At 68.5% G+C, this 12,172-nt stretch carries 11 protein-coding genes and 1 pseudogene; 5 read left to right on the top strand and 7 right to left on the bottom strand.

Annotated features, from left to right (window positions below; translation table 11 throughout):
- The first annotated feature begins 14 nt into the window (after positions 1-14).
- On the top strand, positions 15-1,439 hold the full coding sequence (locus QHF89_RS00465) for a serine/threonine-protein kinase (RefSeq protein ID WP_136965131.1): 1,425 nt from the start codon (positions 15-17) through the stop codon (positions 1,437-1,439).
- Positions 1,440-1,446: 7 nt separating this feature from the next.
- On the opposite strand, the gene QHF89_RS00460 is transcribed toward QHF89_RS00465, so the two are convergent.
- Positions 1,447-1,830 carry a hypothetical protein gene (locus tag QHF89_RS00460; protein WP_136965130.1) on the bottom strand — a complete coding sequence of 128 codons (384 nt, stop codon included), beginning with the start codon at positions 1,828-1,830 and terminating at the stop codon, positions 1,447-1,449.
- A 327-nt stretch (positions 1,831-2,157) separates the two neighbouring features.
- Here QHF89_RS00460 and QHF89_RS00455 point away from each other — a divergent pair, with 327 nt between their 5' ends.
- Positions 2,158-3,168, top strand: a complete 1,011-nt coding sequence (locus QHF89_RS00455) for a hypothetical protein (protein ID WP_136965129.1) — start codon at positions 2,158-2,160, stop codon at positions 3,166-3,168.
- On the opposite strand, the gene QHF89_RS00450 is transcribed toward QHF89_RS00455, so the two are convergent.
- The 3 genes and pseudogenes from QHF89_RS00450 to QHF89_RS00440 form a co-directional block, all read right to left on the bottom strand.
- Positions 3,148-4,686 carry an amino acid permease gene (locus tag QHF89_RS00450; protein WP_136965128.1) on the bottom strand — a complete coding sequence of 513 codons (1,539 nt, stop codon included), beginning with the start codon at positions 4,684-4,686 and terminating at the stop codon, positions 3,148-3,150. The genes QHF89_RS00455 and QHF89_RS00450 overlap by 21 nt on opposite strands.
- 53 nt (positions 4,687-4,739) lie before the next feature.
- Positions 4,740-5,135 carry a peptide chain release factor family protein gene (locus QHF89_RS00445; RefSeq protein ID WP_284719927.1) on the bottom strand — a complete coding sequence of 132 codons (396 nt, stop codon included), beginning with the start codon at positions 5,133-5,135 and terminating at the stop codon, positions 4,740-4,742.
- 51 nt (positions 5,136-5,186) lie between these two features.
- Positions 5,187-5,729, bottom strand: a pseudogene (locus QHF89_RS00440) (PCRF domain-containing protein); the annotation flags it as partial.
- 164 nt (positions 5,730-5,893) lie between these two features.
- Between QHF89_RS00440 and QHF89_RS00435 the strand changes: the two are divergent.
- On the top strand, positions 5,894-6,616 hold the full coding sequence (locus QHF89_RS00435; protein WP_136965126.1) for a 2OG-Fe(II) oxygenase: 723 nt from the start codon (positions 5,894-5,896) through the stop codon (positions 6,614-6,616).
- On the opposite strand, the gene QHF89_RS00430 is transcribed toward QHF89_RS00435, so the two are convergent.
- Positions 6,589-6,942: a hypothetical protein gene (locus QHF89_RS00430; RefSeq protein WP_136965125.1), complete on the bottom strand. Its 354-nt coding sequence runs from the start codon at positions 6,940-6,942 to the stop codon at positions 6,589-6,591. The genes QHF89_RS00435 and QHF89_RS00430 overlap by 28 nt on opposite strands.
- Before the next feature lie 253 nt (positions 6,943-7,195).
- Here QHF89_RS00430 and QHF89_RS00425 point away from each other — a divergent pair, with 253 nt between their 5' ends.
- Positions 7,196-8,305, top strand: a complete 1,110-nt coding sequence (locus QHF89_RS00425; RefSeq protein ID WP_284719867.1) for a sterol desaturase family protein — start codon at positions 7,196-7,198, stop codon at positions 8,303-8,305.
- Between the two features lie 324 nt (positions 8,306-8,629).
- Here the strand turns inward: QHF89_RS00425 and QHF89_RS00420 are convergent, their stop codons facing one another.
- Positions 8,630-9,103: a hypothetical protein gene (locus tag QHF89_RS00420; protein WP_136965123.1), complete on the bottom strand. Its 474-nt coding sequence runs from the start codon at positions 9,101-9,103 to the stop codon at positions 8,630-8,632.
- A gap of 131 nt (positions 9,104-9,234) precedes the next feature.
- Here QHF89_RS00420 and QHF89_RS00415 point away from each other — a divergent pair, with 131 nt between their 5' ends.
- On the top strand, positions 9,235-9,972 hold the full coding sequence (locus QHF89_RS00415) for a hypothetical protein (RefSeq protein ID WP_136965122.1): 738 nt from the start codon (positions 9,235-9,237) through the stop codon (positions 9,970-9,972).
- A 253-nt stretch (positions 9,973-10,225) separates the two neighbouring features.
- Here QHF89_RS00415 and QHF89_RS00410 read toward each other — a convergent pair whose 3' ends face one another.
- A complete protein-coding gene (locus tag QHF89_RS00410; RefSeq protein WP_284719866.1) occupies positions 10,226-12,079 on the bottom strand; it encodes a hypothetical protein in 1,854 nt (617 codons plus the stop codon).
- Between the last annotated feature and the right edge of the window lie 93 nt (positions 12,080-12,172).

Below are 12,172 nucleotides of genomic sequence, written 5' to 3'. Positions count from 1 at the left end.
GGTCGGACAGGGCAATGAGCGGCGGCGAACTCATCGGCGATAGATACGGCCTCGTACGGCAGATCGGGACGGGCGCGCTCGGCGCCGTCTGGGAAGCGGAGGACCACACAGCGTCGCGGCAAGTCGCGCTGAAGCTCCTCAGCATTCCGAACCTGGAAGTCGGGCAGCGGCTCGGCGAGGAGGCGCGCGCGGCGCAAGCCACCAAGCACCCCACGCTGGTCACGATCCACGACGTGGGCGAGACGGGAAGTGGCGAGCCCTTCGTCGCGATGGAGCTGCTCGCGGGCGAGACGCTCGCCGACCGGCTCGCGCGCGAGCGCGTGCTGCCGCCGCCGCTCGCCGCGCAGATCGGGCGTGACATCGCGACGGCGCTGTCGATCGCGCACGGGGCACGGCTCGTCCACGGGGACCTGCGGCCGGCGAACGTGTTTTTGCAGGGAGAACCGGGCACGGACGATCCGGGCGTGAAGCTCTTGGATCTGTGGGTCGCGCGCGCGGTGCCGGCGGTCGTCGCGGATACACTCGGCCTGGGTTCGCCGTCGTATCGGAGCCCGGAGCAGCTCGCCGCGCCCGAGTCGTTTGATGTGCGGACCGATCTCTGGTCGCTCGGCGTGGTGCTGTTCGAGATGCTCGCGGGGCAGCGTCCTTTCGAGGGCGGGCGCGCGGACATCACGGCGCGGATCTCGAGCGGCCCGGCGCCGCGGGTCTCGCAGCTCGCGCCCGCGGTGGATCCGGCGCTCGAAGAGATCGTGGCGCGGTGCATGGAGCGCGAGCGCGACAAACGGATCGGCAGCGCGATGGTCGTCGCGCACATGCTCGAAGTGTTCGCGGCGCAGGGGCGGAAACCGGCAGCGCCCGCGGCTGCGAAGGTTCACGACGAAAATACGAACGGCGGGGGGCGCGCGGCGCCGATGCTGGACGAGCCGCCGATGCCGCGGGGTCAGCTCGGCACGCTGGTCATGGCCGAATCGGCGCCGTCCACGCCCGCGCCCGCGCCTCGGTCCTCGCCTGCGTCGGGGAGTTTTTCAGCGTCGTCGTCGGGAGGTCCGCTCGGCACGCTGGTCATGGCTCCGCCCTCGTCTTCGCCTCGGACCGAGGAGACGGCGCGGCGGCCCAGACCGGCGTACGTCGCGCCGCCGCGGTCCTCGCGCGATTCGGAGCCGACGCAGGTCTACGTCGAGCCGTCCGGCGTGTTCACGCCGCCGCCGATGCCCATGGCCGGCGCGCACATCGAGGACGAGCCGACCGCGCCGCCGCCCGGCACCACGGCGCCAACGATCGTCGGCGCGCGGCAGCAGCAGATGACGGTGACGGAGCTGCACCACCGGCCGGCGCAACGCGTGAACGACGTCAGCAAGATGGGGTTTTACCTCGCGGCTGCGGTGGGGGCGGCGATCGTCTTCCTCATCGGGTTTTTCGTGATCTTCCTTTTGCTCTGAAGAACGTTTACCGGACGGGCGGCCATATCGAGCTCATCGCGAGGTTGCCCGGCACGTACAGCACCCAGACCGGCATTCCCACGCCATACGTCTCCTTCGTGGCATCCGACCCCTCGACCGATCCCTTGACGGAGCGTCCCTCCGCCATGAAGACGTATTCGATTCGATAGGGGTGGCCGCCGCGCACGAAGGTCGACGTGTCCACGTGCGCCGCCGTGATCATCCCCTTGGCCGCGGCGCCGTGCGTGAGGAGGTGGAGGTGCTCGCGCCAGCGGGTGAGCGCATCGCTGCACTCCGCATAACCGAGGAGACCGCAAATCACGCCGACGAGCAGGCACGCGGCGCCGAGGATCCAGATCCCGGCGACGTAAGGCGAAAGCGCGATGAGCACGAAGAGCCCCGGAATCCACAAAAACAGGCCGAACCCGGCATACAGGACGCCCCTCCGAACGGCCGGGTGATGATGAAAAAGCGCATGCCTGCGATACCCCAGAGGTAGGCGGCGCGGCGGCGCCTCCGGCGGGGATCCTGCGGGAAGATCGGGGCCAGGGAGAGGGCTCCCGCAGCGGGTGCAATGGCTCCCGGGCCAGGTCGAAAATCGCTCCTGGCAAAAACGGCAGGTCACGCCTGGGGGCGAAACGGGGCGACGGGAGGACATGGGGATTCCGTGAGGATAACACGTCTGGTTTCTCACGGCGCTTTCCGATATCCTGGCAGGATGGAGTCGCGCCCGATCACGGAGAGGCACGCGCGATGCCCGTCGTGCGACGCGCCGGTGACGTTCCGCTCGCCGGGCCCGCATGTCGAGACCTGCACGAGCTGCCGGCTCGCCCTCCTTCGTATCGACCGGCGAGGGGGCGACGTCCGGTACAAGCTCGGATGGATCGAGGTCGTGGTTCCCGCGAACCGTTCCGGTTTCGAGGAGGACGAGGACGAGGTGCCGGTCGCGGCGCTCACCTGCGGATCCTGCGGCGGTTCCTTGCGCTGGGAAGAACTCTCGCCGCGGGGCTTCTTCACGTGCCGTCATTGCGACGCCGTGACGGAGTGTCGCCACGTCACGCCGGCGCGAGCCGTGTTCACGCCGAATGCACCGACGGATCCCTACCTCCCGGTCGGCGCGGAAGGTCGGATCCGCGATCGAGACGTCCGCGTGACCGGCCTCGTGACCTTCGCGTCCGACACGGGCGAGGGCGAGGAGTATCTCTTCGAATACATGCTCGAAACGGGCCCACGCGCCACCTGCACGCGGCTGCTCGAAATGGGGGGCGCGTGGTATCTCGTGACCCCTCTCCGGCCGGAGGACGTTCAGCTCGAGCGTATCGGCACGAAGTTCGTCAAGGAGTACGTCTCGTACAATGGCGCGTTGTACGAGCTCGCCTACGCTTACACGGCCATCCTGGAGCATTCGGTCCAGGTCCCGGACCCTTGCGTGGAGGAGCGGCGCTCCTCGAATGCAGAATATTTCAATTTCCGGGACAACCTCGTCCGGATCGAGAACCGGCAGCTCTACAAGATCTATCATGCCTTCTGCGAGCGTTTGTCGCCCGAGGAGGTCGCCGATGGATTCGGGCTCGAGTCTTTGCCCCCGGGTCGTCGGACCCGGAAGAAGGCGAGGCTGCCGGGCTTCGTCAAACGTGCGGATGCGTTTCTGGAGGCCATCGGGCCGATCGTCATGAGCGGGATGCTGGTGCTCGGGCTGCTCATGGCGTTATCGATGATCCGGTGCTGACGCAGGTTCGACGGTCGCGGGGGGCGGCCCCTTGAACACCCGCCGCAGGCCGCCGAACCACACGACGATCGTGAGGAGCAACGCGCCGAGCGTGATCGGCAAAGCCTTGTCATTCGGGGGCGCGACGCCGATGACGAGGACGAGCGCGCAGGAGAGCATGCAGATCCCCGCGACGAGGCGATACCACGGGCCGAGCGAAAAAGGCCCCATCGTGGTCCAGGTCCGGCCATACGCGAAGAGGCCGAGCGCGATGGGCATGCCGTAGGAGATGTAGAGAAAAATCGTGCAGACCGCGGTGATCGTCGAATACACGGGCGTGTAGACGGTGAACCCCGTGCTCACGGCCGCGACGACCCAGATCGCATGGGCCGGCGTCCTGTGGTCCGCGCTCACGCGGCGGAGGGCCGCGGAGAAGGGCAGGCCGCCGTCGCGGGCAAACGCATACGTCATGCGCGAGGCGCTTGTGACGGTGGCGAGGCCGCAAAGATACTGAGCGATGCCGATTCCGACGTAGAGGGCGACCTGCAAAGGGCGCGGGAGGATCTCGCCCATCACCCAGAAAAACACGCTCGGGCCTTTCGAGGCGGCGACCTCCACGCTCGGCATGGCGAGGAGGATCGAGGCCACCATCACGTAGCCAAAAATGCCCGACAGGAGCACGGCGCGCAGAATGGCCCGGGGGACGTTCGTCGCAGCGCCGACGGTCTCCTCCGCGGTATGCGCGGAGGCGTCGAACCCGGTGACCGTATACGCCGGCATGAGCAGGCCGAGCAAAAAGAGCCATCCCATGCTCTTCGTGGCAGGCCAGACGTCGCCGCCGCTCGCGCCGCTGAAATTCGTGAACGTGACGAGCCGCGACGCTTCGAGGCGCGGCGCATAAACGAGCATGGAGACCGTGAGGACGGTCGCGACCACGAAGATGAGATACCCGCTGAAATCAGTGAGGCGCGTGGTGAGACGAATGCCGCGGTGATTGAAGAGGGCCTGCGTCGCGGTGATGACGACGACGGCGGCGAGCTGATGGCCCGGGCCGAGTGTCGCGGGGTCGATACCAACGACGGGGCCGAGGGAGCTTGCGATGAAGAGATACGCGCCGACGTTGATCGCGGAGAGGACCGTGACGAGGCCGACGAGGTTAAACCAGGCCGTCGCCCAGCCGAGGCCCTTTCCGCCGAGGAGGGACGCCCAGTGATAGAGGCCGCCCGCCGTGGGAAACGCCGAGGCGAGCTGCGCCATCGCGAGCGCGAAGCAAAAGGAGAGCGCGCAGGAGAGCGGCCAGCCGAGGCCAATGGAGGCGCCGCCCGCCGCGGAGAGGCCGAGGTGATAGGAGGTGAGGCCGCCGGCGAGGATGCAGATGATCGAGAAGGAGACGGCGAAATTCGAGAATCCGCTCATCCGCCGGAGGAGCTCCTGGGCATACCCCATCCGGTGGAGCAGGCGGACGTCGTCCGCGATGACCTCGGATTCGGCAGGCGGGGTGGGTCCGGTGGGAACGTCGCTGCGCGCAGGGTCTTCCATGGGAGGCTCGCCGAGGAGAGCCTCCAGGGTAGGCGAGCGCGCGGCGACGTGGATCAGTTTTTCGGGGAGGATTCGAGAAGGACGGCGAGGTCTCCGTCGAGGACACGCTCGACATGGGGGCTCACGCCCCCGGTGATCTCGTCCCGCACGAGCCGCTGCGGCGCGAAGACATAACTGCGCCGCTGGTGCCCGAATCGAGCGACCGGCCGAGCGCCGCGCCTTTCGGCCGCAGCCTGTTCGCGTCGCTCGAGCTCGAGCTCGACGAGCTTGCTCCGGAGGAGCCGGAGCGCGCTCGCGCGGTTTTGAAGCTGGCTGCGCTCCGACCGAGCGACGATGACGATCCCCGTCGGAACGTGCCGCATCCGGACCGCCGACGCGACCTTGTTGACGTTCTGTCCGCCGGGCCCGCCGGCGCACATCGTGGTCACCTCGAGATCATCGTCGCGAATCTCGACAGGAATCGCGTCGTCGATATCGAGCAGGACCTCGACCGCGACGAACGAGGTTTGTCGCCGATCCCCTCTGCCGAAGGGGCTCACGCGCACGAGCCGGTGGACGCCGGTCTCGCCCCGGAGAGCGCTGTATACGCCGGCGCCCGGGATCCGGAGCGCGGCGCCGTCGATCCCGGCTTCGTCTCCTTCCTGCCGGTGAAGCTCTTCGACGACGAGCCCCCGCCGCGCCGCCCAGCGGAGATACATCCGCAAGAGCATGGCCGCGAAGTCTTTGGCGTCGACGCCGCCCGCGCCCGGTTGAATGGACACGATCGCGCCCATGCACCCCTCCGGTTCGGGTGGCGCGCACGATCGCTCCGCCTCGCGAAGCTCGACCTCGATGACCGCGAGATCGGTTTCGGCTGCGGCGAGCGCGTCCGCGTCGCCTTCGTGGAGGGCGAGCAGAACAAACGGATGCGTCTCGTCGAGCGCGCGCTCGGCGTGGGAGATCCGATCGTTCAGGGCGCCGAGACGTGCTCGCTCCGCAAGGAGCTGCTCCGCACGTTCGCGGTCGCGCCAGAGGTCGGTTTCGCTGAGAAGGAAGTCGAGTTCGGCGAGGCGCCGCGCCTGCCGGGGAAGGTCAAAGACCGTCGCGGAGCCGGGTCAGGCGTCGACGAAGCTCGGCGAGGCGTTCGAGGATGGGAGAATTCATGCATCATCGTATACATGACGGCGCTCCCTTCGTCAAAGGCGACCAGGCTGCCGAGGACATGTCCATGAAATCCCGAACCCACATCTCTTTCCGCAGGGAGGAGACCTTCCGCGCCGTGCCGCATCGCCTCGACGAGGTCTTGCTCGACGAAGACCGCGCCGCCGCGGTCCGCCGCGAGGACGTCGAGAAGGGGGTCTATGTCTTGCACGGCGTGATGTCGCCGAAGGAATGCAAGCGATTGATCACCACGGCGGAGGCGATCGGCTTCACGCACGCGGGGCTCGCCATTGGCAACGACACGTACCGGGTGAACCTCGCGGCCCGCAACAACCTGCGCGTCGTGCTCGACGCGCCGCCGCTCGCCGAAGGGCTCTGGGCGCGCATTCGTGGCCACGTGGATACGGAGCACGAGGCCTCGCCCCTCGTGGGCCTGAACGATCGCTTTCGGGTCTATCGGTACGAGGTCGGCCAGCGCTTCTCCCCGCACGTCGACGTACGCACGGCCGTGCCGCGGGGGGAGACGCGCGCGTCGCTCATGATTTATTTGAACGAAGGCTTCGAGGGCGGCTCGACGCGCTTCTTCGAGGAGAAGGACAAGAAGAGCCGCCGCGGGGAGGGGCGAGGGCGCAAATTCAACAATCGCGCGCGATTCGCGGTGCGTCCAGCCCCGGGGAGCGTCGTCGTATTCGACCACCTGCTCTTGCACGAGGGCGCCGAGGTCACGGCCGGCGTGAAGTATGCGGTGCGCTCCGATCTCATCTATGCGCCGTCGCGCGCTTCGCGGTGACGCGGCGCTTCGGCGTCGGGCGAAGACGGCGGAGGCCCGGAGAGCAGCGTGACGAGGAGTCCTCCGATCGGCGTGAGGAACATGGAAAGAATCAGCGCTCCCCATAAGCCGATACGTCGTTCCCTCCCCAGGAGACCCACCGCGAGCACCTTGAGGACCGGAAAAACGTAATCATCGAAAAGCGGGCCGATCTCAAGGCCTGCCCTGGGGTTCTCAGGACGGCTTGCTGGCCCCGGCTGACTGCTTCCAGCGAGCGTCGAGATACGAAGGACGAGATTGTTCCTGGGCGCCCACACCCCGCAAACATCGCGGAGCGTCTCGTTCACGGCCTTCCCATCCACGAGCCGCGAGGGGTTGGGGAGGTCTGGCACGAACCTGCCACCTCGCACGAAACACGCAGCAAAGAGCGCGAGCAACACCGAGGTGATGGCCAGACCGCGAACCATGGGCCCGAGGAGCTGCTTCTTTGGGTGCTTCCGAGTCGGGTCCACGACGCGCGCCATCCTGACTACAGCATGATGCCATCGGGTGGAAGACACAAAGGCGCACTGCGGGCGACATATGGTAGGTTCGTCCACCGTGCTTCAAGCGCTCCTGTTGTTGTTCTTCGTCATCGTCATGGGACTCGAATGGCACGTGGGCCGCACGCATGAGCGACAGGTTTATCGTGTGCCGGACGCGACTTCGAACCTGCTGCTCGGCATGGCGCAGCTCGCCCCCGCTGTTGTCCTCTTTGGCTTCCTGCAGGTCACCTACGAATTCATCTACCAGCGTTCTGCCGCCTTCGAGATCATGGAGAGCTCGCCGATCGGGTGGATCGGGCTGCTCATCGGTGTCGACTTTTGCTACTACTGGTTTCATCGTTTCTCGCACCGCGTGCATGTCGCCTGGGCCTCGCACGCGCTGCACCACCAGGGTGAGGACTACAACCTCGCCCTCGGGATCCGTCAGCACCCGACGCAGGGGTTCTTCGAGCGCGCATTCTACCTGCCCCTCGCGTTCATCGGGTTTCCCCCCAGGATGGCCTCCATTGCAGTTACCATCAACGCTGCCTACCAGCTCTTCCTCCACACCGAGCTCGTCGGCAAGCTCGGCCCGCTCGAATGGGTGCTGAACACGCCTTCGCATCACCGCGTCCACCACGGCATCAACCCCCGCTACCTCGACAAGAACTTCGGGGGCATGCTGATCATCTGGGATCGCATGTTCGGCACGTTCGTGGAGGAGCACGAGCAGCCGGTGTATGGCACGGTCGAGCAGGTCGCATCGTTCGACCCCATCTACTGCATGTGGGCCCCGCTGGACGATGCAATCGAACGCGCGTCGCGCACATCGGACTCCCTGCATGAGCTTGGTGTCTGGATCATGCCTCCCGGCTGGCGGCCGAAGAGCATGGCGAAGGCCGACACCCAGATCAGCCTCGATCGGCCCAAGTACGACGTGAAGCTCAGCCGCGAGGCGACGCTTTACTTGATGGCCATGACGGGGCTCACGATCCTGCTGATGATATGCCACCTTCTCAACAACGACCTAAACTCCCGGCCGGTGAGGATGCAACTCGGGTTCATCGCGTGGGTCGCCGTCACTCTCGTCGCGCTCGGCGGCATCATCGAGGGTCGTGCATGGGCGAAACCCGTCGAGGCGCTTCGGCTCGTCGCCACGCCGTTCGTCGTGATGACCCTGGTTTGAGCCTTTTCCTTCCCGTCACAGTCTCCTCGGGCAAAACCGGTTCACATCTCCCCTTCCCTATCGCTCGCGCGTGACCTGCGCGAAACCCTCCTGTCCGTCGCCAACGGCCTCGCCGAGAATGGGCTCGTCCCCCTGGCCGAGGTCGAAGCCATTGCCGCCGGGCACGCGATCGCATCGAAGACGGCGCTTTCGCCCGTGATTCAGGCGTGGAGCTGCCAGCCGGCGGGCGGCGAGGCCCTCGGGAGGTCACGAAGATCGGACCGCGGACGATTTGTTGTTACGTGGCTTGAGGGGACGGGGCGCGAGACGCGGGCCGGGGCCGGGTTATTGTCTGCGATCGGGGGGCAGGTACCACTTTGGCTTGTCTTTGAGCGCCGGGCACCTCCGCTCCACGTCCGCAATGTAGCAATCGCTGTACTCCTTCAGCCTTGCGAGCGAACCGAACGGCGGAGGACCACCGCAATGGCTGTCCGCCTCGTCGAGGGTACGCCAGTAAAGCGCGCCTCTCTCATCCTCGCACGGCTTGCACCAGATGGGATCCAGCTCCGTGCACGCCACGTGGTTCGGACACCGGGACATCACGCAGCCGGCCTGACAAGCTTCCTCTTGCCCCGCGGGCGGCTTCTCGCAAATCGCCCCCCCCGCCTCGCATACCTCGAACACCGCCGCGAGGTCCTTGTCGCAAGCATCCGCCCCCAGCGTGTCCGACGACGCGCGGCGGACCTTCAAGCCCACACCTACGGCGACGGCGATCGGCAAAGCGATGGCTGCGGCGAAGAGCTTCTTTCGGCGGGTCATCAGCGGCTCCCTCGGGCTCGTCCCGGCCACTCTACACGATCCGCCCCACGGGCGCGAGTCCACCTTCGTGGCATGGATCGTCCCCGGCGCATCCGCTAGCATCGGCCGTACACTTTCAAAGGACGTCGAGAATGCCTGACAGGTTCATCGATCAGGACGAGGTCACGATTTACGGGCCTTATGCCTCGAACAAGATCCGCAAGAAGCTCGTCGGCCTCATCCCCGAATACGATCCTGCATTGCATTACGCCGCCGACCAGATCGACGCCCACACCGCCGCCGTGAAATGGGCCGTGGAGGCCGCGCGCGGCACGGACGCCTCGCGCAGGCAAGGCGCCCGGAGCAAGGCGCCGCTCCTCAAGCAGGCCCGCGCCCTTCTCGGCAAATTCAGCAACCACCTCGGCGCGCACGACAACGGCGCCGTCGACCGAAGGGTGTTTTTCACGAAAGACGGCACCGCCGGAGGCATCGGAAAGGCCGCCGCCGATGTGGTCCTCGCCGTCGCCCACATCACGACGAAGCTCGCCGCGCCAAGCTGCGCCGTGCGCGACGCGGCGCACTGGCACGATCGATTCGATGCCATGACGAAGTCGCTCACGCCCGTCGTCGCATTCGCCGACGACGCCCGCATCGACAGGCAATCCCTGACGCCGGAGGTCGAGACGACGCGGCAAGTCTGGCTCAATGGGTACGTCGCCGCGAAGGCGCTCTGCGAGAGCCTCCTCCGCCACCTCGGCCGCGTCGACAAGCTCCGCCTGTATTTCTATGACCTCCAGGTGCCCGCCGGCACGAAGGTCACCGAACCCCCGGCCGAGGGGCCGGAGGCGCGCGAGGCCGAGGATACGGACGAAGACGCGGGCGACGCGTAACCCGAGCGTCGACAGAGGGGCCGGTCACCAGCCCTCCCAAGGCCCCGAGCGTTGCTTGGGCACGTGGGAAGGGTGGTTCCCGGCGTCCCTGGAGCCGCCGGAGGGCTCGGGCGGCTGCCGGCCATGGGCCCGAGCAAGGAAGACCCCGTCGAGGGGCTGACGGCCAAAGCCCCTGTCGAGGCGCGGGAGGTCCGTCGAGCGGGGGCTCGGTCCTTCGATCGTCGTCAGGCCATCCCGGCGGCGCGCGCTCGGCTCAATGCACCCCACCCACGAGCCACGCATACCCGGGCACGAGCACCTCCTCGGGGCTCGCGCCGCCCTGGGTCGCGGGCGCCGTGCCGCGCGCGTCACACGAGAGCCGGAAGCCGTGGTCGCCGAAGACGAAGAGCAACGTGCGCGGCGGCGAGCTCTCGACGAAACGGCAGATCACCTGCGCCGCCTCGTCCGCAATGCCGCCGAGCCGCTCGTCGAAGCCGGGGCCGACGCCACGCAAGCGCGCCTCGACGAGGTCGAGCTTGAAGACTTCTTTGGTGCCGTATCGCTCGCGGCGAATCGTGGAGAGGGCGCGGCCGCGGACGATGTCGGGCTCGGGGCCCGGCTCGGGCAAGGGGTCGCGTAGGCCCTCGGGGCCACGGCCGAGGAGCGCGACCTGCGCCGGCGTGGTCGTGGGGAGCGCGCTCCAGAGCAAGGTGCGGTCGACGCAAACGGCGCGGCCCTGCAAGGTCGGCTTGAGGCGCGCCATGACGCGCTCGCCGAGGTCGAAGCGGAGCGAATCGACGAGGAGCAGGCGCACGGCGCGGGCGTTGTTGAGGCGCGCGATCCGCGCCGCCACGTCGGGCGCGTCGAGGACCATCAGCGGTCGCTTGCCGGTCGCGCGGATCGCGGCGAACCCTTCCGTGTAGCTGTGTTCGAAGGCCGTACGGAAGCCGTCGACGACGCGCTGGACGGAGCCGTCGGCGTGGCCCCGCGAGAGCGCGCCGATGAGGGGCATGTAGCGGGTCGCGAAGAGCCGATCGATGACGCCCGCGGGCTTGGGGCCCCGCGCGTTGTCGAGGTCCATCGCGAAGGCGCGCCACTCGGCCGCCGAGAGGACACGCTCGACCGGCGAGGGAGCGACCGGCGGCGAGGGCGGCGCAAGGTCCGAGGGCAAGGGCGGCGGCGGCGGGAGCGTGTCGGCCGCAGGGGCGTTCCTCGCAGCAGGCGCGGCGGCGGCCTCGGGCTCACGGTCGCGCGTGGGCTCACGGTCGCGCGTGGGCTCACGGTCGCGCAGGGGCTCACGGTCACGCAGGGGCTCACGGTCACGCGTGGCCTCGAGCGCAGGCGAGGAGGGCGTGCGGCGCGGCGCCGGGGCGGCGGGCTCCGCGGGCGCCGCATCCATGGGCGGCGGCGGGGTCGACTTGAACGCGCGCGGCGCGCCGTCCGCCGTGGGCATCGGGGTCGGCGTCGGTCGGGGGCCCGACTTCAGGCCACGCAGGCGGCCGATCGGCGCGCGCTCGGGCGCCGCGTCGGCCTCGGGCGGGCCGGAGTCATGCATCGTGATGGGACGCACGTCGCTCGGCTCGGCCTCGGGCGGGGGCGCAGGCGGCGTGAGGGGCGGCCGGGCGACGACGCGCGAGTGCTCGGGGAGGGCGCGGCGCGTGGGGGCGGCTTCGGCGACGAGCTCGTCGAGGCGGACGGGCGCGAGGATCCGGAGGCCACGGTCGCCCTCGTCGAGGACGAGCGCCACGGGGCCGGCCTGGGCCGCTTCGTTGAAGACCGCGAGCACGGCGCTGTCGGAGGGCCCGAGCGCGGGGGCGTCGCCCGAGGTGTCGGCGAGCGTGGCGAGCGGCGGCAAGGCGAGGGCGAGGCCAAAGGAGCCGAGGCCACGGGCGCGGACGACCTGATCGCGCAGGGAGGCGGCGCCGTCGACGTCGGCGCTCACGGACGGCGGGGGGGCGCCGCGCATGGCGAGGGCGCTCTCGACGGCCTCCTCGACGGCCTGGCGTAGCCGCCCGGGAGCCGGGGGGCGCACGATGCTTGCGACCACGTAGCCGCGGCCGCGCAGCTCCGAGAGGAGCTCGGCTTTGCGGGGAGCGGCGACGAAAAACGCGCCAAACGACGGTCGCACGGGCGGAGAGGGGGAGCCCGAAGGCGCGGGGGCCTGCACCAAGCGCATGAAGGGTCCCTTGCCAGAGAGGACGAGAAACGGACGAATTTTCGG

Source organism: Polyangium sorediatum (assembly GCF_029946465.1).
GTDB lineage: Bacteria > Myxococcota_A > Polyangia > Polyangiales > Polyangiaceae > Polyangium > Polyangium fumosum.
This window is presented reverse-complemented; position numbering and strand designations above follow the sequence as displayed.